Here is a 26,477-nt window from a genome sequence, read left to right as displayed (position 1 = left end):
GCAGCCCGCCCCCAGGAAAGCGGCGTGCCGGACAGGGCGGCTGAAGGGCGATGAAAACAGAGGAGCGCCATCCCTTCCGGGACGGCGCTCCTCTGTTCAAAAACATTTGAAGTTTTTCAGTGCCCTCTCCTCGGAGGATGGGGTTTTTTGTTTACTCTTTGACCTCGACCCCGAACACATAGCGGCTATCCCCTTGCGGCCAATCTCCGCCCGTCTCGAACAAGTAGATTCCTGGTGCGTCGGGGACGATGGGTTCAGACCGAACGAGCTCCCCGTTGACGATTTGATGGAACGAGGCGTTCGACGGTTCGGCATGGAAGTCGATCTCTATCTCTGCGCCCGGCTCGACCGGTATGAGCTGCAAGTCATCCGCTTCTGGCAAGCCGTGGTCCTCGCATACTGCCTCATTCCCATTGGACCAGCAGAATGTCGACTGCTTCACTTCTGCCGTCACCGACCCGACCCGTACCGTTGGGAGTGGTGGTTTGATGGAAGACTCCGACTTCCAAAACGAGGTGGCCAGCAGCGCGCCACCGACGAGAATCAATCCGACCACGATAAGCCATAATCCTTTTCGTCTCAACTCGCTCATCTCCTTTGTATCTTGTATTCCCCGTTCCATGAAAAAAACGACCCACTGCTGTGAGTCGTCCCGTTCATTTCGGGCGTCGGAGCCCTTTCATCATATAGCCGCCTTTAAAGTCGATCGGGTCGAATGCGACGAGGAACGCCTTCGGTTCATACTCCTCGACCATTTGTCGCAAATCTTTCATCCGTGTCCGCGCCGCCAAGACATCGAGGCGATACCGGACACCATCACGACCTTGCCCTTGATAGTGCGTCACACCATAGCCGCTGTCGCGCATCTTTTGGATGAGCTCGGCCGGAAACTCTTGCGTGTGGACTTGGATCATATTGTAGCCGATGGCAAGTTTTCGTTCGACATAGCCCCCGAGCAGAATCCCCAGTCCAAACCCGACCGCATAGACGATCATCCCGAGCGTCGTCAAATCTTGGAATACGATACCGAGCGCAAAGATGTAAATGAGTGTCTCAAGCGTTCCAAACAGCCCCGCAATCATCGTTTTCCCTTTGACGAGCATAATCGTCCGAAGCGTCAGCACCGGTACGTAGAGTAGTTGTAACAATAGGATGAGCAAGATTTGCCCCATAGGATCGACCTCCATTCGAATTCAATATAACCACTATTCCAAATTTCAAGGCCGGATGCAACCAAAAAAGGCTGACCGGAGTCAGCCTTTCGCAATTATTTGTCTAAGTTATCAACGCTCGTAAGCAGTTCATAATCTTTACGGATGACCTGATAGATGGCGTTCGTGTCGCCTGACAATACTTCTTCCGCGCGCAATTGGTTGAGGAAGAGGCTTGTTGCGAACGTGACGAGGGCACTTTTCGGGATCCCGATTTGTTTCGCTCGCTCCGTGATGACCTGGTCTAAATCAGCGTCGATCGTGAGCGAAATTCTTTTCTTTGCATTCGACATAATCATGAAGCTCCTTTAAATTACATTTCTAAGTCCTATACACAATTGCTAATTATATAGGAAGAATGGTTTTGGCGCAACCGGCGTCATGACGAGCTGATTTCTTCACCGTTGCGCACCTTCTCCGCGATCTGGTCGATCTTGCGGAGCCGATGGTTAATCCCCGACTTCGAAATCGGTCCCGTTTCAAGCATCTCGCCGAGTTCTTGGAGCGAGACGTCTTGATGGGTGACCCGAAGTTCGGCGATTTCCCGGAGTTTGACCGGTAAAATCTCAAGTCCGACCGTGCGCTCGAGGAACTTGATGTTCTCGACTTGGCGGAGCGCCGCACCGACCGTTTTGTTCAAGTTCGCCGTCTCACAGTTGACGAGCCGATTGACCGAGTTGCGCATATCTTTGATGATGCGCGCGTCTTCGAAGTCGAGCATGCCTCGCGTCGCCCCAATGAGCTTCAAGAAGTCCGAGATTTTCTCGCTTTCTTTAATGTAGAGGATATGCCCTTTCTTCCGCTCGAGCGTCTTCGCGTTCAAGCCGAAGCGGTTGGCAAGGTCACGCAGCGCCTGGTTATGGTTCTCGTATAGGCTATACACCTCGAGATGGTACGACGACGTCTTCGGATGGTTGATTGACCCGCCGGCGAGGAACGACCCGCGTAAATAGGCACGGGCGAGATTCTCATCACGTGTCATATCCGAGTTGAGCGTGCGGATCATCTCGTAGTTCTCCCCGAGGATCTCGAGGTCGCGAAGCATCGTCTCGGCACGCTGGGCGACGCGGACGATGTAGACGTTATTCTTCTTCAATCGCATTTTCTTCCGTACGAACAAATCGAGATGATGGTCGTACAGCCGTTTCATGAGGGAATAGATGCGGCGTGCGATGGCGGCGTTCTCGGTCGAGACGTCGAGCGTCATCCCTCGTCCTAAGGCGAGCGAGATGACCCCGTTCATCCGGACGAGCGCGGATAGTTCCGCTTTCGCCTCGGCATCGGTCACGACGAGTTGCGTCAATTCTTTTTTGACGTCAGAGGCAAAGCTCATGCCAGTCCCCTCCTTTCTGTTCAAACGTAACTTATTTCAGCTCAAGCTCTTGGAATGAGCGTGGTTTCTTGATGCGCAGGACGCGCTGCATGACGAGTCCGGCGATCGCATCCGAGTCGTGGCGGATATAGTCACGGTTATAGTCGACGATGTCACCCGCGAGCACGTTCGTGCCGTAATTTCGTAGCTTTTTCCGGTCGAAGCGGACCTCTTCCGAGCCGTCTTCGAGATAACGCTCTAAATAGATGTCCTCGATCGGTTCGTTGTTGACGACGATCGTGTCGACCGTCGACTTGCCAAGGTACGCCTCGATCGATTTCAAATGTCTCATCGCGTCGTACCCTTTCGTCTCACCCGGCTGCGTCATAACGTTGCAGATATAGACGACCGGTTTTTTAGAGCGGACGATGGCGTCACGCACTTCCGGAATCAACAAGTTCGGGATGATGCTCGTATACAGACTGCCTGGCCCGAGCACGATCAAATCCGCGTCCGCGATCGCCTCAACGACACCGGCCGCCGGCTTAATACCATCTTCGAGCAAGAACAGGCGCTTGATCGGTTTCTCGACGAGCGGGATTTTCGATTCGCCTTTGACGATCGTCCCGTCCTCAAATTCGGCCGCGAGCGTCATGAGCGTCTCCGTCACCGGGAGCACCTTGCCTTGCGCGTTCAGCAGTTGCGACAAGACGTCGACCGCCTTGACGAACGACCCTTCACAAATATGCGTCGCCGCCGTCAACATGAGGTTGCCGAGCGAGTGGCCCTCGAGGCCATAGCCGCTGTCGAACCGATATTGCAGAATCTTGTCCATGAGCGGCTCGACCTCGGACAAGGCGAGGATGACGTTTCGGATGTCACCCGGCGGCAACATATGGAACTCGTCCCGGAGGCGCCCCGAGCTGCCCCCATCGTCCCCGACCGTGACGATGGCCGTGATATCAAGCGGATAGTGCTTCAAGCCCCGGACGAGCGTCGAGAGGCCCGTACCGCCACCGATCGCCACTACTTTTCTATCGCGTCTCATCTCATTTCTCCTTCGTCGCATGCGCGAGGTCGCGATGGACGGTCTTGACGTTATAGCGCTCAGCGAAATGCGCCGACACTTTTTCGGCGAACGTGATCGAGCGGTGCTTGCCGCCCGTACAGCCGAAGGCGACGACGACTTGCGTCTTCCCTTCCCGCTTGTACTGCGGTAACAGGAACTCGAGCATGTCGATCAGCTTCTTATAAAACGCTCGCGCCTCTGGGTGCGACATGACGTAATTCTGGACTTCTTCCGTCTGCCCGGTAAGCGGACGGAGCTCCGGGATATAGAACGGGTTCGTGATGAAGCGAACGTCGAACAACAGGTCAATGTCGAGCGGGACACCGTGCTTGAACCCGAACGACATGAAGTTGACCGTGAACGGGATCCGTTCCTCATTGAACTGGAGCAAGATGCGGTCTTTGAGCATCTGTGGCTTCAAATCGCTCGTATCGTAGAGTGTGTGAGCCCGATCTCGGAACCCTTCGAGCAACGAACGCTCCATGCCGATACCGACGAGCGGTGCGTCTTCCGGGGCGAGCGGATGCGACCGGCGCGTCTCTTTGTAGCGTCGCACGAGCACTTCGTCCCGTGTATCGAGATAGAGCAAGTGCGGGTGCACGTTCTTCTGTTCCAAGTCATCGATGACGATGAACAGGCTGTCGATGAAGTCACGCGTCCGTGTGTCGATCGCAACGGCGATCTTCGGCCGGACCGAGCTGATGACATCGATCAATTGCGGCAACAGCACCGGCGGTAAGTTATCGACGCAAAAATAGCCGAGATCCTCAAAGCTATTCATTGCGACCGATTTCCCGGCCCCGCTCATCCCGCTGATGATGATCAATTCTTCTAATCCTTTAAAGTCTTCCATGTCACTGACGCCCCCTTAAAATTGACAACCGAGCCGTGTGTGCAGCTCTCTTCTGTCTTTAGTATAACGAACGTCTGAAAAAAAGAGAAGGGATTGCGGTCGCCCGCAATCCCTTCTCCCTCATGTCACGCCTGTTGTTCGTGCAACGCCTCGAGGAGTCCCTCGATATAATGTTGCGCGTTTTGAGCGGCAATCGATCCGTCGTTCGTCGCGGTGACGACTTGACGGAGCGTCTTGTCGCGAACGTCTCCGGCTGCGAAAATCCCTGGGATTGTCGTCTCCATCGCTTCGTTCGTGACGATATAGCCTTGCTCGTTCGTGATGCCGAGGTCTTTGACGAAACCAGTGATCGGGTTCATGCCGATATAGATGAACACGCCGTCGATCTCATGGTCCGACTCGGTCCCGTCGACCGTGCTGACGAGACGCGCCCCACCGACTTTACCGTCCGCTTCCACGATCTCTTTGAGCGTATGGTTCCAGATGAAGTCGATTTTCGGGTTGTCGAACGCCCGTTTTTGAAGAATCTTCTGCGCGCGAAGCTCGTCGCGACGGTGAACGATCGTCACCTTGTCGGCAAAACGTGTCAAGAACACGCCTTCCTCGACAGCTGAGTCGCCGCCGCCGATGACGAACAAGTTCTTCCCTTTGAAGAACGCCCCGTCACAGACCGCACAGTACGATACACCGCGGCCGCCGAGCTCTTCTTCGCCCGGGACACCGATTTTCTTGTACTGCGCGCCAGAAGCGAGGATGATCGCCCGTGCTTTATAGTCACGGTTGTGCGCGTGGACGACTTTGTATTCCGTCTCGTCCGAGATACTTTGGACGTCGCCATAAGCGTACTCCGCCCCGAATGCTTTCGAGTGGTCGAACATTTTTTGAGACAAGTCTGGGCCAAGGATGCTGTCGTATCCTGGATAGTTTTCGATATCTTCCGTATTCGCCATCTGACCACCGGGGATACCGCGTTCGATCATAAGTGTCGATAAGTTGGCGCGCGACGCATAAAGTGCCGCTGTCATTCCGGCTGGGCCGGCCCCGATGATAATGACGTCATAGATTTTTTCTTCTGTCATAATGATTCCACCTCTGCATGAAATTGATTGACTTCAGTATAAGAAACCTAGGGAGGTATCGTCTATCTTTATGCTTGTTCGAGTGTCTGTTTGAACGAACGGATCGTCTCCGTGAGCGTCAAGACATCGATTCCGAACGTGGTCGCGCAGTCGTCGAGGACGAGGGCATCCCGCTTCGCATAGAACATCCATACGAGGGCCGCGGCCGATGCCGTGACATCCTCAAACGATGCATCGGCGAGCAGCAGACGGGAAAATCGTTCATAGAAATCGCCTTCGAGGCTCATCTGTTCCGCTTCCGTCACTTCCGTCTCGGCGAGCACGAGAGCATCATACGCTCGAGTGATTCGAGTGTCACCCATGAACGGGGCCCCGCAAATCTCGGCGCGGCATTTCTCGGCGAAGGCGATCACCATCTCGTTGTCGGTGATCCCGTTCGTCAACGCGAGGGCTTCAAACGCCTCGTCGTCGGCAAGTTTTGAGATGATTCGGATGATTTCGATTCGAGCCGCGTCTTCTTCTTGGCGCAACCCTTGGACGAGTGCCGAACGAAACTCGAGGTTGTCGCGAATGTCATACGGGCTCGCTTCTTCAAATTGTTTCAACTCGTCACTGTTCAAATAGGTGGCCGCTTCTTCAAGACGCCCGGTCTTGTAGGCGGACACGCTGAGCCAATGCCCGAACAGTGAATCCCCACGGAATCCGCGATCTTTCAACAGGCGAAGTTCTTCGTACGCGCGGTCATATTGACCGACGAGCGCGAGTGTCGTGGCGAGTTTGTAGCGTAAGTCGAACTGGAGTGGACGGACACGTGTCAGCGGGACCGACAGTTGGAGCGCCGCTTCCGATTGTCCAGCTTCATGCAACAACAGAATCGTGTTTAAGAGCGCATGCAAGTTGCCTGGGTTTTCGTCGAGCACATACTCGAGCGTCTCGAATGCCGCTTCATCGTTGCCAAGATAGAAATTGACGATGGCCAAGTTGTTGAACGCCGGCCAAAAGCGCGGGTAGCGGTCAATCAATCGTTCGAGCGTCGACTTGGCAGCGAACAGTCGCCCTTTGTCGATATGTTGCTGGGCTTCGGTATGCCACGTGATCAACTCGTCTTCATCTTCATCCTCGAGTTCTTGCTCGAGTTCGATCAGTTCTAATAGCGATTGGACAGAGTCCGCATAGCGTCCGTGTGCCTCGACGTCGAGGTAACGTTTCGCATACATCGCCGCTTCTTCATATAAAGAGATATAAGCACAATTGCTCGCAAGGTGATACAAGGCCTCGGTTGACGTCTCATCGAGTTCTAGCACCCGTTTCCACACATCATTGGCGTGATAGATCTCCCCTACTTCAAATAACAGTTCAGCGTACTGTTTGTGATAGTCGACGCGGTGGGCTGCGGCGGCAGTGGCTTCAGCCATGAAAAAAGTCGCTTCATCTAGGCGACCTTCACGTAACGCACGACGACCTCTATAGTAGTGGAGCTCCGCGGCGAGCGGAGATTCTGGTTCGGGCAGCGTCATTAATGCTTCATAGTTCGCTTCCATATTCTAAATCCTCCACATCATCTCTAAATCTTTTTTTAGTTGCAGGGTTAAGAATACCGCACTCAAACAACGAGGGCAACTGAAAAACTTAAAAAAAATCGGGACTATATTCCTTCTATAATGAATATATTTTGCTAGGTCGATTAAATACTTTCTGACAAAAATATGGTGGTTTCAGGTCAGCGCCCACAGACACAAAAAAGCGGCATCCCCTTTAAAAAAAGTGATACCGCCCTAGTAATTTTATGTGGTCATACGTGTCTCGACCTCAAAATGATTTCGTGCTAAATTGTGTCTATTTCGTGTCGACGGTATGGAGCTTTGCCCCAACGACGCGCTCTCCAGGTAGAACATCGCGATGGACGACAGCACCAGCACCGATCACGGCGCGGTCGCCAATCGTGACACCCGGAAGAATGGTCACGTTCGCCCCGATCAACACTTCATCCCCGATATGGACATCCCCGATTCGATACTCGTCGACGAGGTACTCGTGACAGAGAATCGTCGAGTTGAAGCCGATGACCGTGTTGCGGCCGATTGAGATGCGCTCCGGGAACATGACGTCCGGCGTCACCATGAGAGCGAGCGCGCTATACTCGCCGATCTCCATGCCGAGAAACGTCTGGTATAACCAGCGCTTCGCTTTGACGGACGGGAAGTACCGGCCGATGAGGATGACGGTCGTGTTCTTGAAGACGCGCAGGAAACGGATCGTCCGATACATCTGCCAAAGCGGGTTCGGTCCGTCGAGACGAAACCGTTCCGTCTTACGCATGAATCGTGACCTCATCGAGCCACGCCTCGAAATGTTCCATCGAGTCGATGATGACGTCCGGTTCGAGTGCTTCTAGGAACGCACGACCTTTGAGGGCCCAACCGACAGCGACCGTCTTCGTACCGGCGTTTTTCCCGCTGAAGATGTCCGTGTCGTTGTCTCCGACCATGACGGCACGGTCCGCCGTCGACCCGAGCGCACGGAGCGCACGTTCGACCGGTTCAGCGTGTGGTTTCTCATGCACGACATCGTCGGCCGTGACGACGACGTCGAACAAGTGGTCGATGTTGAACAGACGCAAACCATGCTCGACGACGGGACGGCCTTTCGACGTGACGACCCCCATCTTGTAGCCTTTGGCATGGAGGCGGTATAGCCCCTCGATCACACCGGGGTACTCGGCGACGAGCTGGTCGTGCATGGCGATATTGAAGCTGCGATAGAACGCCTGCATCTCTTTCCATTCCGGCTCATTGAGCGCTTTGAACGACTTCTCGAGCGTCGGTCCGATAAATGGGAAGATGTCCTCATCGCGATACGTCTCATCCGGGAAGTAGTACCCGAGCGTGTGACGGAAACTCGCGATGATGAGCGGGTTCGTATCGAGCAACGTACCATCTAAGTCAAATAGAAGTGTATCCATCAATCAAACAGTCCTTTCTCTGAAGGGTCGTCGTATCGTTTCGCTTTGCGGCGGACGATCATCATGACGACACCGAACACGATCATCGCAATCGAGACAAGCTCTGCCGTCCGGAGGTCACCGGCCATCAAGCTATCGGTCCGGAGTCCTTCGATATAGAAGCGGCCGATGGAATACCAGACGAAGTAAGACAAGAAGATATAGCCGCGCGGTGGGTTACCGACCATACGCCAGACGACGAGCAAGATGACGCCGATGATGTTCCAGACGCTCTCGAACAAGAATGTCGGCAAGTAGTAAGCCCCGTCGATATACATCTGATTGACGATCCAGTCCGGGAGGAAGAGTGTCTCTTTCAAGAAACGGCTCGTCGTCTCGGCACCGTGCGCCTCTTGGTTCATGAAATTCCCCCAACGTCCGACCGCTTGTCCGAGCAGGAGCGACGGAGCGAGAATATCCGTGATTTTCCAGAACGACATCGACTTGCGCATGCAATAGATGACGACGACGAGGAGCGCTCCGAAGATGGCGCCATGAATCGCGATCCCACCTTGGCGGATATCGATGATTTGTCCGAGGTTCTCGCTATAGTAATCCCATTGGAAGATGACGTAGTAAATCCGGGCAAAGACGATACTGATCGGAATCGACCAGATGATGACGTCGACGACCCGTTCTGAATCATAATTGAGTCGTTTCGCCTCGAACAAGGCGAGGATGAGACCGAGCATCGCACCGAAGGCGATGATCATGCCGTACCAATAGATCGGGAGCGATCCGATTTCAAACGCGACGCGGTCAAATGTCGGCTCTACCATTATTCCATCTCCCCTTCGTTATCATGGATGGCGTTCGCGAGCCGTTCGGCAAACTCTTCGGCCGTGTTGATGCCCATGTTCTGCAGGCGATAGTTCATCGCCGCAACTTCGACGATAACTGCCAAGTTTCGTCCCGGACGGACCGGGATTGTGAGTAATGGCACTTCGCTGTCGATGATTTTCATCGTGTTATGATCGAGCCCGACGCGGTCATATACTTTGCCCGCATCCCAGTTCTCGAGGTTGATGATCAAGCTGATTTTCTTGTGCGAGCGTACGGCGCCAGCACCGAACAACGTCATCACGTCGATGATGCCAATCCCACGAATCTCGAGCAAGTGACGGATCAGCTTCGGTGCCGAACCGACGAGCAGTTGGTCCCCGGTCTGACGAATCTCGACCGAATCATCGGCGACGAGACGGTGGCCCCGTTTGACGAGTTCGAGTGCGGTCTCGGATTTCCCGACACCGCTCTGTCCTTTGATGAGCACCCCGACGCCATAGATGTCGACGAGTACGCCGTGCATCGCCGTCATCGGCGCGAGTTCCATCTCGAGGAAGTTCGTGATTTGTGACTCGATCGACGTCGTCACCGCGTTCGTGCGCATGAGCGGGACGTTCGCCGCCTCGGCCTCTTCTTCAATCTCTTTCGGGATATCGAAGCCGCGCGTGATGAGGATGCCCGGTGTCGATTCCGTGCATAAAATCTTCGCCCGCTCGCGGCGGCTCTCTTCCGACAAGCTCGCATAAAACGTGAGCTCCGTCTTCCCGAGCACTTGAAGCCGATTTTTCGCATAGTGGGTATAGTAGCCGGCAAGGACGAGTCCCGGTCGACTGAGGTCCGGTGTGGCGACAGGACGATGAAGTCCCTCTTCCCCGGCGATGACTTGAAGTTTGAAGCGCTCAACGAGTTGAGCCGTGCGTACGATATTTTGCATGAGTAATCTGCCCCTTTCACGCTCATTATTGTATCATAGCTATACTTGAGAAGCGTCAACGAAAGTGAGTCGAAACGCGCCGAAAAAAACAATTGAAACTAAATTGTGGCAATTCCGTAGAACGGGTATAGACGAATAGGGAGGTGAAATTACATGAATGCACTATTTTGGATTGCCATTGTCTTTATTTTTATCGTCGGGATCGCAGCGCTCGTCTACTTGGTCAAATCACTATTTGACATGTGGCGTGAATACGCCGTGACGAAAAACGAGACGGTACTATTGTTGTTCATCTTGAACATCGTCGGTTTGTTCTTGTCCGGGTCACTCTTATCGATGATCGTCGCCATCATCTTCTATTGGAAACGGTCGAAGACGATGCGGAACCTCGGGATTTTCTTACTCATCGCCGGACCGGGCCTATTCATCCTGTTCATCATCGGATCGTTCACCATCTATGACGGTCAAATGATGGATTGGGAACAGATGGAGTATCAAATGAATCTGTAAGCATGACAAAACCCGAAGGCGATCGCCATCGGGTTTTGTCATGGATGTCTCATTCACCCGGCAAATAACCGACCACGGTATTCGACTCCGGCGCGACCAAAATCGTCGGGACGCCGACGACACTGTTCGGATTGGATGCAAACGAGACGGCGAGCGCCTCAGTCCCCGCATACGCATCGTCCAACAGTTCATAGCTGTCATCGACCACAACACGCTGCACCTCGGCACTCCCCCCTGCATCGATTGCGGGTTCCTGCCAATTGTGCGCGGTCACATACGACCAGGCGATGGCGATCGCTTCATCACCAGCCGGCTCAGTTTCGTTAACGATACGTTGTTCCTCATCACATCCACCAAGTAACAGCGCCGCGACCATTAGCCATCCGTATGCTGACACAAATCGCCTCATCCTGCCCCTCCTCATCTATCAAGTTGAAAGAAACCCGAAAGCGATTTGCCTTCGGGCTCAGGGTCATTTCTGATGGAACGGATTGTTCAAGTCGCCCGGATTGACCGGGTCGACCGGGTCAATCGGTTCCGTCGGTTCGTGCTTGTCCTCTTCGAGGAACGTTGACGGCGTGTGGAGCGAACCGTGTTCGAGGTCAATCGTACCGGTACGTGTCCCGGCCTCAACTTCGATGCGCGGCGTTTGACCACGTCCCGACAGGAATTCAAGACGACGCTGGGCGACGTCTTTCCGGTCGCGGATGATCTCGAGTTCGTCTAAATTACAGTGGAGACCGCCGAAGTTCGTTTCGAGCTCTCCTTCGACCTCGACGCCGTGCGGCAAGACGAGACGGACGTTTCCGGCGAGCGAGGCGAGCTCGAACTTGGCCGGACGTGCCGTCGCGAGTTCAGCGCGGATGTTTCCGTTGCCGGTTTTGAGCGACGCCTTGTCGTATTTGCCGTTCACGATAACGGATCCGTTACCGGTCCGGACGTGAACGAGTTCAGATTCGACTCCTTCGACTTCGACCGTGCCGTTCCCCGTATTGAGGAGGAGCTCCGAGGCATGCACTTCATGGAGCACGACTCGACCGTTCGCCGTCTGGATGCGGACGCTCTCGACGTCGAGTCCGTCAGCGCGGACTTCCCCGTTTAGCGTCTGTACGTGCAGGTGATCGAAATGATGATGCGGGACGTACAGTTCGACGTGCGCCCGCACGAGCTTATCGCGGAGTGACACGACGAGACGGTCACCGATGACCGAATGCTTGACGGCTGACTGGAGTTGTTCGAGCGCCTTGTCCGCGTCTTGTTGACGGAGCGGACGACCGGTGACGATCAGTTCACACTCGTCGTTGTCCGACGAGACGATCGTCGCCGAGGCGTTAAACAAATCGAGCGAGATGTCTTTCCCGGTGAACGGGAACGATTTCGAATACGTCACTTCCGGCCCGAAATTCGAGCTGAACGTGAAGTCGCTGTCGCGAAGTTTCGTGACGAGTCCTTCGACGGCCGATGTCAGTTTCGTCGTGAGCGACTCGACCGAATAGGCGTCGACTTTTTCCGTCTCTTGTCGTTCTTCGAGCGCTTGAACATGCTCAGGCTCTAACTTCTCGAGCCGTTCAAGCTGGGTCATCCCTTCTTCAATCGTCAACTTCCCATCTTTCACTTGCTGGAGAATCAGTTCACGCATTTCTTGTTTCACTGTTCGTTTCCCCCTTTGATTTGGTCACACGTCAATCATGTTCCCGTTTCTCATCATTTCTATACCTTACTTCCGTTTTCCTGCTTTCGGTTTCGCCCGGGCCGAATCCCGTTCTAACACCGGCTTCAAATACTTGCCGGTATACGATGCTGCCACTTCGGCGACTTCTTCCGGAGTCCCGGTCGCGACGATTGTACCGCCGCCGTCCCCGCCTTCAGGTCCGAGGTCGATCAAGTAGTCGGCCGATTTGATGACGTCGAGGTTATGCTCGATGACGAGCACCGTGTCCCCGTTCTCGACGAGGCGTTGCAACACTTTCAACAACCGGGCGATATCGTCGACATGAAGACCCGTCGTCGGCTCGTCCAAGATGTAGATCGTCTTCCCGGTCGAACGTTTATGGAGTTCAGAGGCGAGTTTGACGCGCTGCGCTTCCCCACCGGACAGTTCCGTCGCCGGTTGTCCGAGTTTCATATAACCGAGACCGACGTCAAAAATGGTCTGGACTTTCCGTTTGATTTTCGGAATCTTATCAAAGAAGTCGAGTCCTTCCTCGATCGTCATGTCGAGCACGTCGGCAATCGTCTTGCCTTTGTACTTCACTTCGAGCGTCTCGCGGTTATAGCGTTTCCCGTGACATACTTCACACGGAACGTAAACGTCCGGCAAGAAATGCATCTCGATTTTGATGATCCCGTCCCCGCGACACGCCTCGCAGCGTCCGCCCTTGACGTTGAAACTGAACCGGCCTTTCTTATAGCCGCGCATCTTCGCTTCATTCGTCGATGCGAACACGTCACGGATATCATCGAACACGCCGGTATACGTCGCCGGGTTCGACCGCGGTGTCCGGCCAATCGGTGACTGGTCGATATCGATGACTTTATCGATATGGTCGAGCCCTTCGATTTTCTTATGCTTCCCTGGCTTCGCCTTGGCCCGGTTAATATGATGGGCGAGCGATTTGTAGAGGATCTCATTGATGAGCGTCGACTTCCCGGAACCCGAGACGCCGGTGACGGCGATGAACATCCCGAGCGGAATCGAGACGTCGACCCCTTTCAAGTTGTTCTCTTCCGCCTTCAAGATTTTCAAGAAACGCTCATCCGGCACTTTCCGTTCGGCCGGGAGCGGGATGAACTTCTTACCAGACAAGTATTGCCCCGTGAGCGACTTTCTGTTCTTCATGAGCTGTTTCGGCGTCCCGGCGGCGATGACTTCTCCACCATGTTCGCCGGCACCCGGCCCGATGTCGATCAAGTAGTCGGCTGCCATCATCGTGTCCTCGTCGTGCTCGACGACGATGAGCGTGTTGCCGATGTCACGCATCTGTTTCAGCGTCGCGATCAAGCGGTCGTTATCACGCTGATGCAACCCGATCGACGGTTCATCGAGGACGTACAAGACGCCCGTGAGCCGTGAACCGATTTGCGTCGCGAGACGAATCCGTTGCGCTTCTCCACCAGAGAGCGTCCCGGCAGCACGTGACAGCGTCAAATAGTCGAGACCGACGTTGTTCAAGAAACTGAGCCGCTCACAGATTTCTTGCAAGATGAGACGGGCGATGGCGATATCTTTCTCGCTCAACTCCGTCATGATTGAATCGAACAAGTCGATGGCGTTGACGACCGACAAGTTCGTCACTTGCCCGATGTGGTGTCCCGTGATTTTAACGGCGAGCGTCTCTTCTTTCAACCGGTAGCCGCTACATGTCGGACAAGCATGTGTCGCCATGTACGTCTCCATCTGTTCACGGATGTAATCGGACGTCGTCTCTTTGTAGCGGCGCTCGATGTTTCGGAGTACCCCTTCGAAAAAGATTGTGTTCGTCCGGACTTGTCCGAAGTCGTTCTCGTAACGGAACAAGAACGACTCTTCGTCCGTCCCGTGCAAGACGAGCTCTTGGTCCCGCTTGGATAGGCGTTCGAACGGCACGTCCATGTCGATGTCGAAGTGTTTGCACATCGAGGCGAGCAGTTGTGGATAATATTGCGAACTTGTCGGCTGCCAAGCGACGACCGCGCCTTCCTTCAGCGTTTTCGACGGATCGGGGATGACGAGTTCAGGGTCGACATCGAGTTTCGTGCCGAGTCCGTCACACGTCGGACAAGCGCCGAACGGTGAGTTGAACGAGAACATGCGCGGCTCGAGTTCACCGATCGAGAACCCACAGATCGGACAGGCGTGATGCTCGCTGAACAGGAGCTCGGTCCCATCCATCTTATCGATGATGGCCCGGCCGTCGGCGAGACGGAGCGCTGTCTCGAGTGAGTCGGCGAGACGGCCCTCGACGTCAGGACGGACGACGAGGCGGTCGACGACCACTTCGATGGAATGTTTCTTATTTTTATCGAGTTCGATCTCATCGGTCAGTTCGATCGTCTCCCCGTTGACACGGACGCGGACGAAGCCTTCCTTTTTAAGCGAATCGAACACTTTGACGTGCGTCCCTTTGCGACCTGAGACGATTGGCGCCAAAATTTGCAAGCGCGACTTCTCCGGCAGTTCCATCACTTGGTCGACCATTTGCGAAATCGTCTGGCTCGAGATTTCGATGCCGTGACGCGGACAGACCGGTTTCCCGATCCTAGCGAACAACAGGCGTAAGTAGTCATAGATTTCCGTGACCGTCCCGACGGTCGAGCGCGGGTTACGGCTCGTCGTCTTCTGGTCGATCGAGATAGCCGGGCTGAGGCCCTCAATCGTGTCGACGTCCGGCTTGTCCATCTGTCCGAGGAACTGACGGGCGTAGGCCGATAGACTCTCGACGTAGCGACGCTGTCCCTCGGCGTAAATCGTATCGAACGCGAGTGACGATTTCCCGGAACCCGACAAGCCCGTCAAGACGACGAGCTGATCACGGGGGATATCAATATCAATATTTTTTAAGTTATTGACGCGAGCGCCTTTGATGACGATCGCATTTTTCTTCTCAGCCATTTAATTCCCTACCTTCAACTCCAAGATTAAGTCACGCAATTCGGCCGCCCGTTCGAACTGGAGGTCGCGGGCCGCTTGTTTCATTTCTTCTTCTAGCTTGGCGATGGCTTCTTCGCGCTCGGCCGGTTTCATCGAACTGAGCGATTCGAGCACATCCTCCTCGGCGTCGACCGTCGCCCGGATGACACCGCGCACTTCTTTGCGGATCGTCTGCGGCGTGATGCCGTGTTCTTCATTATAAGCCTGTTGAATCGAGCGACGGCGGTCGGTCTCTTCAATCGCCCGTGTCATCGAGTCGGTCATCTTATCCGCGAACAAGATGACGTGGCCGTTCGAGTTCCGGGCTGCCCGTCCGATCGTCTGGATGAGCGACCGGTCCGAACGGAGGAAGCCTTCCTTGTCGGCGTCGAGAATCGTGACGAGACTCACTTCCGGGATGTCTAGACCTTCCCGCAGCAAGTTGATTCCGACGAGGACGTCGTATTTTCCGAGACGCAAGTCGCGGATAATCTCAATCCGCTCGAGCGTCTTGATTTCCGAGTGCATATAGTTGACCTTGATGCCCGCTTCACGCAGATAGTCCGATAAGTCCTCGGCCATCTTCTTCGTGAGCGTCGTCACGAGGACGCGTTCGTCCTGTTTAATGCGCTCACGGATTTGGTCCATCAAGTAGTCAATCTGCCCTTTAATTGGGTGAATCTCAATCGTTGGATCGAGGAGACCCGTCGGTCGGATAATCTGTTCAATCATGTTCGGCGTATGTTCGAGCTCATACGGACCCGGTGTCGCCGAGATGAAGATGGCCTGGCTCAACTTCTTCTCGAACTCGTCAAACTTGAGCGGCCGGTTGTCCTTTGCCGACGGCAGACGGAAACCGTGGTCGACGAGCACTTGTTTCCGTGCTTGGTCCCCATTATACATCCCGCGCACTTGCGGGAGCGTCACGTGCGACTCATCAGCGATGAGCAAGAAGTCTTTCGGGAAGTAGTCGATGAGCGTGTACGGTGTCGCTCCTGCCTCCGTCAAGTTCAAATGGCGCGAATAGTTCTCAATGCCTGAACAGTAGCCCATCTCACGCATCATCTCGAGATCGTAGTTCGTCCGCTGCTCGAGACGTTGCGCCTCGAGTAACTTGCCTTCTTCACGGAACTTCTCAAGCTGTTGTTCGAGTTCGGCCTCGATGTTGACGATCGCTTTTTGTAACTTCTCGTCACGCGTGACGAAGTGGGATGCTGGGAAAATCGATACATGCTCGCGATCGGCGATGATTTCGCCGGTAAGCGGGTCCATCTCGCGAATCCGATCAATCTCGTCCCCGAAAAATTCGACGCGTAAGCACTGCTCGTCACGTGACGCCGGGAAGATTTCGACGACGTCCCCACGGACACGGAACCGACCCCGTTGGAAGTCGATGTCGTTCCGTTCATATTGGATGTCGATCAATTTGCGGAGCATTTGATCGCGCCCCATCTCTTTCCCAACACGGAGACTCAAGACGAGACTGTTATATTCTTCCGGGTTACCGAGACCGTAGATGCACGATACCGAAGCGACGATGATGACATCATCGCGCTCGAACAGAGCCGAGGTCGCCGAGTGGCGAAGTTTATCGATCTCATCGTTGATCGAGGCGTCTTTCTCGATGAACGTGTCGGTCGACGGCACGTACGCCTCTGGCTGATAGTAATCGTAATAGCTGACGAAATATTCGACGGCGTTGTTCGGGAAGAATTCTTTGAACTCGGAGTAGAGCTGTCCGGCGAGCGTCTTGTTGTGGGCCAAGACGAGCGTTGGCTTCTTCACTTCTTGGATGACGTTCGATACGGTGAACGTCTTCCCGGTACCGGTCGCCCCGAGTAACGTTTGGTACCGGTCGCCGCGATTGACACCCTCGACGAGCTGTCGAATCGCCTCCGGTTGGTCGCCGGCCGGCTTATATTCTGATTGTAAGCCGAACGGAACGCTAATCTTATCCATGTATATTCCTCGCTTTCTGTTCCTTGCATATTGACTTGATTATAGCACATACGCGAACAAATATTCGCTTCTGACACGCTTCCCAACTCGTTCCGCTTTTCGTTATGATGGAGAGTGAATCTAAATAGAAACGAGTTGGTCGTCATGTGGTCGCTTCTCTTCATCCCGCTCGGTGCCATCGTGGGTGCCTTGTCCGGATTCTTCGGTATCGGCGGCGGGGTCGTCATCGTCCCGGTGCTTCTCTTTAGTGGTTATTCGGCAGCAGAGGCCGTCGCCACGTCGCTCTTGTTCGTCGTCGGGACGAGCCTGTCCGGCGCGAAAAAACATACATCTCTCGGCAACGTGTCCTGGTCGACGGGTATCACGGTCGGATTGACCGGCGCCTTGACAGCACAGCTGTCGAGCCGACTCGTCCTCTCGATTTCCGGGACGTACGATTGGTTGTTGAACCTATTTTATCTCGCTATCCTATCTTATTTTGCCGTTACGCTATTAAAGAAAACATCAAAACCGCAGAAGCCTAAAAAATCAACACTCTTTGCCGGGATCATGATCGGGGCGATGGCCGGACTGTTGTCCGCCCTCCTCGGCATCGGTGGCGGGTTCATCATCGTCCCGCTCCTCGTCAGTTGGCTCGGCTTCACGACGCATCGCGGGGTCGGGACGAGCTTGGCTGCGGTCTTGTTCATCTCGCTCGGTGGCCTCGTCGGCTATCTGCCATCGCTGTCGCTCGATTATGTGACGCCGCTCGCCCTCGTCCTCGGGGCATTCATCGGTGCGCCGATCGGTGCAACACTGACGAATCGTTATAACGACAAAGAGATTTCAAGACGACTTGCTTGGCTCTATCTTTCCGTCATTGCGTCGATCATCCTCGACCTCGGCACTACGAGATTCCCCCTGCTCACATACGCGAGTTTGGCTGTCCTCCTTGCTTTTCTCGTCGGCATCACCCTCGATTTCAGACGGCGGTTTGTCAATCAAAACCACTTTTCATAAGAAAAGTGGTTTTTTTTGCATATTCGGTTTTGAAACGCTTACATTTGGGGCATATAATGAAGTGGTAAGCCAAATTTAATATGGAAGGAAGGGAGTATCACATGTCAGCATTCATCAGCGAAATTATTGGTACAATGCTACTCATCTTGCTCGGTAACGGTGTCGTCGCCGGCGTCGTCCTCCGTCACTCAAAAGCGGAGAACGCAGGCTGGATCGTCATCACGTTCGGTTGGGGCTTGGCCGTTATGGTCGGGGTTTATGCGGCCGGCATCTACGGAGGGGCGCACATCAACCCTGCCGTCACTATCGGACTTGCGACAGCAGGCTCATTCCCATGGGCCGATGTGCCAGGCTATATTTTGGCACAATTCATCGGGGCGTTCATCGGGGCCGTCCTCGTGTATGTCCATTACAAACCGCACTATGATGCGACCGACGACCCAGGCGCCAAATTGGCGACGTTCTCGACCGCACCAGGGATTCGTAACACGCCGTTCAACTTGATTGGGGAAATCATCGGCACGTTCGTCCTCGTCTTCGCCCTCTTGTCATTTGGGGCCAACACTTTTGCCGACGGATTGAATCCGCTCATCGTCGGTTTCTTGATTGTCTCGATTGGTCTCTCGCTTGGTGGTACAACGGGATATGCCATCAACCCAGCGCGTGACCTCGGGCCACGGATTGCGCATGCGATCCTTCCAATCAAAGGTAAAGGCACGTCGGACTGGGGCTACTCATGGATCCCGGTCGTCGGACCGATCATCGGGGCGGTCATCGCCGCATTGCTGTACGGCATTCTTGTACCATAATCTTTCTAATTTCTAAGGAGGCTCTCTCATATGGAGAAAGAAAAACGCTACATCTTAGCACTTGACCAAGGAACGACAAGCTCACGGGCCATCATCTTCGACCACGACGGCAAAATCGTCACGACCGCCCAGCGCGAGTTCAAACAATACTTCCCTAAGCCAGGCTGGGTCGAGCATAACGCCAATGAGATTTGGGGTTCCGTCCTCGCCGTCATGGCCGAGGCGTTCGGTTCGGCCGACATCGATCCGAAAGAGATCGCTGCCATCGGGATTACGAACCAACGGGAAACAGCCGTCGTCTGGGAGAAATCGACAGGTCGCCCGGTCTATAACGCTGTCGTCTGGCAATCACGTCAAACGGCCGGCATTTGTGATGAATTGAAGGAAGCGGGTCATGGCGACTTGTTCCGCGATAAGACGGGCCTCTTGATTGACGCCTACTTCTCAGGTACGAAAGTCAAATGGATTCTCGACAACGTCGAAGGTGCCCGCGAGAAAGCAGAAGCCGGTGACCTCCTCTTCGGAACGATCGACACTTGGCTCATCTGGAAACTGTCAGGCGGCCACGCCCACGTCACAGACTACTCGAACGCCTCACGGACGCTCATGTATAACATTTATGAGCAACAATGGGACGATGAACTGCTTGAGATCTTGACGGTACCAAAATCGATGCTCCCGGAAGTCAAACCGTCGAGTGAAGTATACGCCAACACGATCCCGTATCACTTCTTCGGCTTTGAAGTCCCAATCGCCGGCGCGGCCGGTGACCAACAGGCGGCCCTGTTCGGTCAGGCCTGCTTCGAGTCAGGGGAAGGCAAGAACACGTACGGAACAGGTTGCTTCATGCTCATGAACACGGGTGAAGAAGCCGTCAAATCAGACCACGGTCTGCTCACAACGATCGCATGGGGGTATAACGGTAAAGTCGAATATGCGCTCGAAGGTTCGATTTTCGTCGCCGGTTCAGCCATCCAATGGCTCCGTGATGGACTTCGTATGCTCAAGTCAGCGAAAGATACGGAACAGTACGCCAACCGCGTCGAAACGACAGACGGCGTCTACGTCGTCCCAGCCTTCGTCGGACTCGGTGCCCCGTACTGGAACTCGGACGTCCGCGGTGCCATCTTCGGCCTCACACGTGGGACGGAGAAAGAGCATTTCGTCCGGGCGACACTCGAGTCACTCGCTTATCAGACGCGCGACGTCTTGACGGCGATGGAACAAGATTCTGGCATCGAGTTGAAGACACTCCGCGTCGATGGTGGTGCGGTCAACAACAACTTCCTCATGCAGTTCCAAGCGGACATCTTGAACGTCCCGGTTGAACGGCCGGAAGTGAGCGAGACGACGGCTCTCGGTGCCGCCTACCTCGCCGGTCTCGCCGTCGGCTTCTGGAAAGACCAAGCTGAGATCAAACAACAGTGGAAACTCGACCACCAGTTCGAACCGAAGATGGACGAGTCACACCGCGAAAATCTTTATAAAGGCTGGCAACACGCAGTCGAAGCGACAATGGGCTTCAAACCATCAAAACTTGAGCTTTAATCGAACGCACGAAAGGGAGCATCCACCAAGGATGCTCCCTTCAGATTGTAGACAAAGTCACGTTTCAGGCGAACTGAAACGTGATTTTGTCGTTTTCGGGCCTTTAGGCGCTCTGCCCGAGCCCCTTTTCAAGCGGGCTGGGCGTTCTTCCATGCCCAGCCCGCCATCTTCTTGAGATTGAGGGCAGCAAAAGTAAGCATCGCCTGCATTGAAACTTTTTCAAGTCCCCGATAACGGGTCCAACGCATGCCATGCTTCTCTTTTGCGTCCGCGAACACGCGCTCGACCGTCTGTTTACGACGGTCATAGATGTTGCGGTTCAATTCCGTGTGGCGGAGGTCTTCGACCTCGTCCATATAGGGTTGCCAGAGGTGTCGCTCGATTATCCGCTGGTGCTTCTGGCTCTTCGTGCACTGCTCGAGCAGCGGGCAGTTCACACAAACCGCGGGATTCGAGACGTACTTGCGTTTCCCCTCGCGCATCGTCGTACTGTACGTTAATAACTCGTTGTTTGGACAGATGTAGACGTCATGGTGCTCGTCGTAGATGAAATCCTTGGTCTTGAAGGCGCCCTTCTTACCCTTCGGGCGAGTGTATGGGAAGACCGGCAGGATCCCACGGTCAATCAGCAGCTTGGCAATGGCCGGATTTTTATAGGCGGAGTCGGCGGCGACGGCGAACGGTTGAATCAGGCGGTCGGAGACCTTGTCGAGCAGATTGGGGAACGCTACACTATCGTGCACGTTACCCGGTGTGACGATAGCACCGAGCACGAACCCATGGGCGTCGCTCGCCGCATGGACAGAGTAAGCGAACTGCTTCTCACGCTCACCTTTTACGTAATATCCACTCTCAGGGTCTGTCGTGCTGACCTTGATTTCCTTCGTCTCCTCCGCCTGATTCTTTTTTGGCCCTAAGGGCTTCTTTCCACTTTCTTCGCGGTCTCGCTCGGCATCGAGTTGTTCCTGATAGTGTTTCACCTCTTGCCGGACGGTCTTCTTGACGAGCTTCCGCTTGTTTGCGTTCGCTTTGACGTGTGTCGAGTCTACGAATAGGACGGCGCGATCGATGAACCCTGCGTCCGCAGCCTGTTCAAGGATATGATAGAAGATGTCGTCGAATAAGCTCGTGTACTGGAACCGACGCACATAGTTCTTCCCGAACGTCGAGAAATGTGGTACCTTGTCCGTGAATCCGAACCCGAGAAACCAACGGTATGCGACGTTCGTCTCGATCTCACGAATTGTCTGTCGCATGGATGGGATACCGAACAGGTACTGAAGGAAGGCCATCTTGATCAGGACGACAGGGTCGACGCTTGGCCGGCCACGGTCCTCAGAATATAAGTCCTCCACGAGCGGATAGATGAACTCAAAGTCAATCACCGCCTCGATTTTTCGGACCAGATGGTCCGCTGGCACAAGCTCGTCGAGCGTGACCATCTCCAGTTGTGTCCGATTGGTTTCCGATTCTGTTGATTTCCTGATCATCCGATTCGCCTCCATAATTGTTTCTATATCTCTCATTATAAAAAAGCGACGACGGTACGAAAAGAGGGATTGATGCGTGGGCCGACTGCGGGCACGGCGAGACTTCCAGGGGATTAGCAAGCAAAGGGAGACCCAGCAGCGGCAAAGTCGCGATGCGGCTCCCTGCTTGCCCCCAGAAAAGCGAGCTGTGCCCGGTCGGGCAAATAAAAAAGACTGCAGACAATGTTTTGTCTACAGTCTGAAGGGAGCATCCACCAAGGATGCTCCCTTTTATAGTTTCTGTAATCGCAGACGAGGGCTCGCCGGCTCAGCGACGAACAAGATGCCGAGCTCGTGCGGGTCGGTCTCATACATCGCCCGTTGCACGAAGCGAATGTCCCCGTTCAAGTTGAGTACCTCGAGTTTGATGTACGGTTTATGCAGCTGGAGCGCCTCATAGAAGCTGCTCCCGCCCGTGATGACACTCCCGTTCACTTTATAAATCGATTCACCTGGGATGAGCAGCATCGCTTCACCTGGTGAGCCCGGGAGCGTGTCGATGATGACCGCGCCCCGGTTGCCGTTGATGAACACCGGTGTCGTTCCTCGATTTTCTCGTTTGATGAGTTGTAGCGCCAGCTCATACAAGACGAACAGACCGAGCAAGCCGTAGGCCGCATACGGCACATCGATGACGTAGGAGGCCCCGAACAAACCGAGGGCGATGAGCGCGAGCAGGCCGCGATACAGGCTCAAGCGCCCGAGCAGTGTCCCCGGGAGCGCTCCCGTCGACAACAGGCTGACGCCGATCGGAATCGGTAAGATGATCGGTACCGGGCCGTCGATTCCGAATGACGGCGGGAGGAAGACGACGAGCGGGAAGAACCAGAGCCGTTTGACGACGTGTCCGCCGATAAACTGGCCGCGTTTGGACAAGATGAGCGTCGGTGACGTCTCGACCGGACCGCTCCAACGTAAGAGAATTGCTTCCGCCAGTGTGACGACACCAAACACGAGCGCATACACCGGCCAGTCGACCTCGGCCATGCGGTCCATCCAGTCCGTGAAGGCGCCATACTCGACGACGCCGCGAAGCGAGACTGCCGTCAGCATGATCAAAAACGGAAACGCCGGGCTGCTGAAGCGCGGGTGCATCGTCAAGACGATGAGCGCATACAGCACGCTGAATGTCACGAGCCATTCCCAGTTGACGGTCGTCTCGAGCAAAATCAGTGCCGCCGAACCGATGACGGCGAGCAACAGACTCGGCCATGCAAAATGACGCCAGTCCGATTTCGGCGAACGCCGGCGCGAACGGAACATGCCTCGCTCCCGTTTGATGCGCGTCATGGATATGTAAGCGAGGGCGACGAGCGTCGCCCAGAGTAGCGGACTACCGATCAAGGTCAACAAAGCAGTAAAACTCATTCGTAGAACGTCCACACTTGTCCAATCCTTTCCCTAATCCTTATTTTGCAGCTTCTTCGAGCGCGCGATTCAATTGGGCATCGTTCACCTCGTCTTGAATCTCCTCGAGCAAACGTGACTCGAGCGCCGACGCCGTCGTCTCATTGACGACCCCGTCTTCCGGCAAGTTGTTGTCGGCTTGGAAGTCGCTGACGGCACGGGCCATCGTATCTCCGAAATAGCCCGGCTGCCCTCCCGGCTCATAGCCGATTCCCGTCAACACCGTATGCAAGTTCGAGACCGCTTCCCCGTAGTCCCCGACTTTGAGCGTATCCGCATCAGCGAGGATGCGGGTGACATTGAAATAATCCGGTTGGTCGACCTCAACGTCCGGCTCAATGCCTTTCTCGTTGATCCAGTTCCCGTCTGGTGTGAGCCATTTGCTCGTCGTCAGCTTCAAGTTGCTGCCATCCTCTAAGTCGAACGCCGTCTGGACGACACCTTTGCCGAACGTCTTGTTGCCGATGATCGTGGCTCCGGCACCTTCTTTCAGGGCACCGGCCAGAATTTCAGACGCCGATGCCGACCCTTCGTCCGTCAAGACGAACAAGTCGTACGGCTTCGCTTCACGGGCACGACCGCTCTGCGACTCGCGGTCCCCGTCCGCATTCTCGATTTGGACGACCGGTTTGTTCGTCGGGACGAATCCTTCGGTCATCTCGATGACGGCAGGGAGCAAGCCACCCGGGTTGCCTCGTACATCGATGATGAGGCTATCGACCCCTTCCGATTCAAGCGTCTCGAGTTGCTCTAAAAACTCGTCCGCCGTCGGCTCGGAAAATTGGGTCACCTCGATATAACCAACTTTTTTTCCGTCCTGTTCTTTCACTTCTGAATAGACGGTCTCGATCGGAATTGTATCGCGTGTAATCTCATAGTCGGCCTCTTGGCCGCCACGACGGATCGTGAGTGTGACGACGGTCCCTTTCTCGCCCCGGATGAGCTGGACCGCCTCTTCGACGGCCATTCCTTCAATCGATTCCCCATCGACAGCCGTGATGACGTCTCCGGCCCGGAGACCCGCCTCTTCGGCCGGTGCGCCTTTGATTGGAGCGACAATCAAGATGTCTTCTCCTTTCTTCTCCAAAGTCGCGCCGATTCCTTCAAAACTCGACTCGATCGAATCGGTGAACTGCGACGTCTCTTCAGCGTCGAGGAAGTCCGAGTACGGGTCGTCGAGCGCCCCGGTCATGCCGTCGAGCGCTCCTGTCAACAGGTCTTCTTCCGAAATATCCTTGAGCGAATGCGTTTCGATCAATTGGCGGACTTGATCGACTTTGTCCCAGCCTTCAGCCTTCGGTTGAATCGGTAGCGCCGTATCCGTAAACGCCATCGTTGCGAGCCCTGCACCGGCCCCGGCAACGAACGTGGCGCCGGCTAGTAATCCTGCGGTTGTATTTTTCACGGGTGATTCCCTCTTTTCTCTTTGTCAGTCTTTCATTCAGTATAGCAAAAAGTTCAGAAAAACGGACGCGTTCCACAAATTTGGAACACGTCCGTCTCATTAATAACCGATATAAGGACCCGGGTCGACCGCATTCGGTTGCCCTGGCGCCCATTGTCCACGATGCAACTCGAAGTGGAGATGCGGACCCGTCGACCAGCCCGTGTTGCCGAGCGTACCGACGGTCTGTCCAGCAGAGACCGTCTGGCCCGACGTGACCGTGATCGCGTCGAGGTGGGCGTAGACGGTCGTCCACACTTCCCCGCCGACGATATGGGACACGAAGACGACATTGCCGTATCCGGTCGCAGGTGCCGCCTTGATGACGATGCCTGGTGCCGCAGCGACGATTGGGGTCCCGGTCGCATTGACGAGATCGATGCCGCGATGCGATTCCGCCACGCCCGTGAGCGGGTTTTGACGCGGGCCGAACGGGCTCGATACGTATCCGGACACCGGACGGACGAATGAGGTCGCCGGTGTAGACACGTTCGTCGGGACTTTCGCGGGTGGTGACGGTGCCGGCGCTGGAGAAGCCGCGGGCTTATCCTCCGACTGTCCTTTCGCTTCCGCTGCGGCTTTGGCCTCGGCCTGTGCTTTCGCCTCTGCTTCTGCCTTCGCCCGTGCTTCCGCTTCGGCTCTCGCCTGCGCTTCGGCCGCTTCTCGCTCCGCCGTGGCGATCGCTTCGAGCTGTCCGGCGATGATACGGCTCTGTTCGTTCATGAGCGCCTGCTCTTCGGCACGGCTCATTTTTTCAAGTTCGAGCAGTTCGACTTGTTCGTTCAGCTCGCTCAACAAGTCACGTTTCTGTTCGGCGGCGACGTCGAGCGCTTGTTTCGTTACGACGAGCTCGCGCTCTTTTTGCTTTAAGAACGACAGCTGCGTCCGCTGACGTGCCTCGAGCGATTCGAGCCGCTCGACTTCACTCATGTAGGTATGTATGAGGTCCCGGTCCTGCTCCGCGATCGTCTGCGCGGTCAAGAGCCGCGTCACGAAGTCCCCGAACGAACGGGACTCAAAGACGACCTGGAGATAGGACCGGTCCTCGTGTACTTGAAGCACACGAAGGCGCTCACTGAGGAGCGCCTTCTGGCTTTCGAGGTACTGCCCTTGGGCAGCGAGTTGATCACGGGTTTCCTCGAGCTCAGTGCGCGCCGCGTCCGCTTCTTCTTGCTGGACGGCGATCTGTTCACTTAATCCTTCGAGACGTTCATTGACGGCGCGGATTTCTGTCGATACCGCGTCGCGTTCCGCCTCGGTGATGTCGAGCTCGGCGTCCGTCTCGTCTTGCGCTTTTTTGGACTCCTCCAATTGATTGGATAGACGATCTTGTCGTGCTTTCAGCGTGTCTTTCTCCGTCGCCATGACCGGCGAGGCAAGTAGCGTCAAACTTAATCCAAGCGCAAGCGAACGTTTCATCC

General features: G+C 55.1%; 24 protein-coding genes. 4 read left to right on the top strand and 20 right to left on the bottom strand.

Features of this window, described 5'->3' with window-relative positions:
- Positions 1-151 precede the first annotated feature (151 nt).
- The 12 genes from EVJ33_RS14040 to hprK form a co-directional block, all read right to left on the bottom strand.
- Positions 152-592: a hypothetical protein gene (locus EVJ33_RS14040; protein WP_131438066.1), complete on the bottom strand. Its 441-nt coding sequence runs from the start codon at positions 590-592 to the stop codon at positions 152-154.
- Positions 593-656: 64 nt separating this feature from the next.
- Positions 657-1,172 carry a DUF2179 domain-containing protein gene (locus EVJ33_RS14035; RefSeq protein ID WP_131438059.1) on the bottom strand — a complete coding sequence of 172 codons (516 nt, stop codon included), beginning with the start codon at positions 1,170-1,172 and terminating at the stop codon, positions 657-659.
- A 95-nt stretch (positions 1,173-1,267) separates the two neighbouring features.
- The gene (locus EVJ33_RS14030; RefSeq protein WP_021065439.1) at positions 1,268-1,504 is read right to left on the bottom strand and encodes a hypothetical protein; all 237 of its coding nucleotides are present in this window, start codon (positions 1,502-1,504) and stop codon (positions 1,268-1,270) included.
- An 86-nt stretch (positions 1,505-1,590) separates the two neighbouring features.
- The gene (whiA, locus tag EVJ33_RS14025) at positions 1,591-2,544 is read right to left on the bottom strand and encodes a DNA-binding protein WhiA (protein WP_131438057.1); all 954 of its coding nucleotides are present in this window, start codon (positions 2,542-2,544) and stop codon (positions 1,591-1,593) included.
- 31 nt (positions 2,545-2,575) lie between these two features.
- A complete protein-coding gene (locus EVJ33_RS14020; RefSeq protein ID WP_131438055.1) occupies positions 2,576-3,571 on the bottom strand; it encodes a gluconeogenesis factor YvcK family protein in 996 nt (331 codons plus the stop codon).
- A gap of 1 nt (position 3,572) precedes the next feature.
- Positions 3,573-4,445 carry an RNase adapter RapZ gene (gene rapZ, locus EVJ33_RS14015; RefSeq protein ID WP_029595053.1) on the bottom strand — a complete coding sequence of 291 codons (873 nt, stop codon included), beginning with the start codon at positions 4,443-4,445 and terminating at the stop codon, positions 3,573-3,575.
- Between the two features lie 125 nt (positions 4,446-4,570).
- Positions 4,571-5,524, bottom strand: a complete 954-nt coding sequence (trxB, locus tag EVJ33_RS14010; protein ID WP_131438053.1) for a thioredoxin-disulfide reductase — start codon at positions 5,522-5,524, stop codon at positions 4,571-4,573.
- A gap of 68 nt (positions 5,525-5,592) precedes the next feature.
- Complete coding sequence (locus tag EVJ33_RS14005; protein ID WP_236634640.1) at positions 5,593-7,065, bottom strand: tetratricopeptide repeat protein; 1,473 nt, start codon at positions 7,063-7,065, stop codon at positions 5,593-5,595.
- 295 nt (positions 7,066-7,360) lie between these two features.
- Positions 7,361-7,843 carry an acyltransferase gene (locus EVJ33_RS14000; protein ID WP_131438051.1) on the bottom strand — a complete coding sequence of 161 codons (483 nt, stop codon included), beginning with the start codon at positions 7,841-7,843 and terminating at the stop codon, positions 7,361-7,363.
- Positions 7,836-8,486 carry a pyrophosphatase PpaX gene (ppaX, locus tag EVJ33_RS13995; RefSeq protein ID WP_131438049.1) on the bottom strand — a complete coding sequence of 217 codons (651 nt, stop codon included), beginning with the start codon at positions 8,484-8,486 and terminating at the stop codon, positions 7,836-7,838. The genes EVJ33_RS14000 and ppaX overlap by 8 nt, the downstream gene beginning before the upstream one ends.
- A complete protein-coding gene (lgt, locus tag EVJ33_RS13990) occupies positions 8,486-9,304 on the bottom strand; it encodes a prolipoprotein diacylglyceryl transferase (RefSeq protein WP_131438048.1) in 819 nt (272 codons plus the stop codon). The genes ppaX and lgt overlap by 1 nt, the downstream gene beginning before the upstream one ends.
- Entirely contained in the window at positions 9,304-10,242 is a 939-nt protein-coding gene (gene hprK, locus EVJ33_RS13985) for an HPr(Ser) kinase/phosphatase (RefSeq protein WP_131438046.1), read from the bottom strand. The genes lgt and hprK overlap by 1 nt, the downstream gene beginning before the upstream one ends.
- Before the next feature lie 153 nt (positions 10,243-10,395).
- Between hprK and EVJ33_RS13980 the strand changes: the two genes are divergently transcribed.
- Positions 10,396-10,752, top strand: a complete 357-nt coding sequence (locus tag EVJ33_RS13980; protein ID WP_131438044.1) for a hypothetical protein — start codon at positions 10,396-10,398, stop codon at positions 10,750-10,752.
- 49 nt (positions 10,753-10,801) lie between these two features.
- Here the strand turns inward: EVJ33_RS13980 and EVJ33_RS13975 are convergent, their stop codons facing one another.
- The 4 genes from EVJ33_RS13975 to uvrB all read right to left on the bottom strand — a co-directional run bounded on the left by EVJ33_RS13975 (position 10,802) and on the right by uvrB (position 17,320).
- Entirely contained in the window at positions 10,802-11,161 is a 360-nt protein-coding gene (locus EVJ33_RS13975; RefSeq protein ID WP_131438042.1) for a hypothetical protein, read from the bottom strand.
- 63 nt (positions 11,162-11,224) lie between these two features.
- Positions 11,225-12,403, bottom strand: coding sequence for a DUF4097 family beta strand repeat-containing protein (locus EVJ33_RS13970; RefSeq protein ID WP_131438040.1), 1,179 nt, complete (start codon positions 12,401-12,403; stop codon positions 11,225-11,227).
- Positions 12,404-12,469: 66 nt separating this feature from the next.
- Positions 12,470-15,343 carry an excinuclease ABC subunit UvrA gene (gene uvrA / locus EVJ33_RS13965; RefSeq protein ID WP_131438038.1) on the bottom strand — a complete coding sequence of 958 codons (2,874 nt, stop codon included), beginning with the start codon at positions 15,341-15,343 and terminating at the stop codon, positions 12,470-12,472.
- Positions 15,344-17,320, bottom strand: a complete 1,977-nt coding sequence (uvrB, locus tag EVJ33_RS13960; RefSeq protein WP_131438036.1) for an excinuclease ABC subunit UvrB — start codon at positions 17,318-17,320, stop codon at positions 15,344-15,346.
- A gap of 144 nt (positions 17,321-17,464) precedes the next feature.
- Here uvrB and EVJ33_RS13955 point away from each other — a divergent pair, with 144 nt between their 5' ends.
- The 3 genes from EVJ33_RS13955 to glpK all read left to right on the top strand — a co-directional run bounded on the left by EVJ33_RS13955 (position 17,465) and on the right by glpK (position 20,676).
- A complete protein-coding gene (locus tag EVJ33_RS13955; RefSeq protein ID WP_145963186.1) occupies positions 17,465-18,319 on the top strand; it encodes a sulfite exporter TauE/SafE family protein in 855 nt (284 codons plus the stop codon).
- A 101-nt stretch (positions 18,320-18,420) separates the two neighbouring features.
- Positions 18,421-19,128, top strand: a complete 708-nt coding sequence (locus EVJ33_RS13950; protein WP_131438032.1) for an MIP/aquaporin family protein — start codon at positions 18,421-18,423, stop codon at positions 19,126-19,128.
- 30 nt (positions 19,129-19,158) lie between these two features.
- A complete protein-coding gene (gene glpK / locus EVJ33_RS13945) occupies positions 19,159-20,676 on the top strand; it encodes a glycerol kinase GlpK (protein WP_131438030.1) in 1,518 nt (505 codons plus the stop codon).
- A 128-nt stretch (positions 20,677-20,804) separates the two neighbouring features.
- On the opposite strand, the gene EVJ33_RS13940 is transcribed toward glpK, so the two are convergent.
- From EVJ33_RS13940 to EVJ33_RS13925, 4 genes are all read right to left on the bottom strand, one after another.
- Complete coding sequence (locus EVJ33_RS13940) at positions 20,805-22,166, bottom strand: IS1182 family transposase (RefSeq protein ID WP_131438028.1); 1,362 nt, start codon at positions 22,164-22,166, stop codon at positions 20,805-20,807.
- A gap of 270 nt (positions 22,167-22,436) precedes the next feature.
- A complete protein-coding gene (locus tag EVJ33_RS13935) occupies positions 22,437-23,573 on the bottom strand; it encodes a PDZ domain-containing protein (RefSeq protein WP_131438026.1) in 1,137 nt (378 codons plus the stop codon).
- Between the two features lie 40 nt (positions 23,574-23,613).
- Positions 23,614-25,017, bottom strand: coding sequence for a S41 family peptidase (locus EVJ33_RS13930; RefSeq protein ID WP_131438024.1), 1,404 nt, complete (start codon positions 25,015-25,017; stop codon positions 23,614-23,616).
- Between the two features lie 99 nt (positions 25,018-25,116).
- Positions 25,117-26,475 (bottom strand): murein hydrolase activator EnvC family protein, encoded by a 1,359-nt coding sequence (locus tag EVJ33_RS13925; protein ID WP_131438022.1) that lies wholly within the window; start codon positions 26,473-26,475, stop codon positions 25,117-25,119.
- Positions 26,476-26,477 lie beyond the last annotated feature (2 nt).

Origin of the sequence: Exiguobacterium sp. SL-10, assembly GCF_004337025.1 — a bacterium.
GTDB lineage: Bacteria > Bacillota > Bacilli > Exiguobacteriales > Exiguobacteriaceae > Exiguobacterium.
This window is presented reverse-complemented; position numbering and strand designations above follow the sequence as displayed.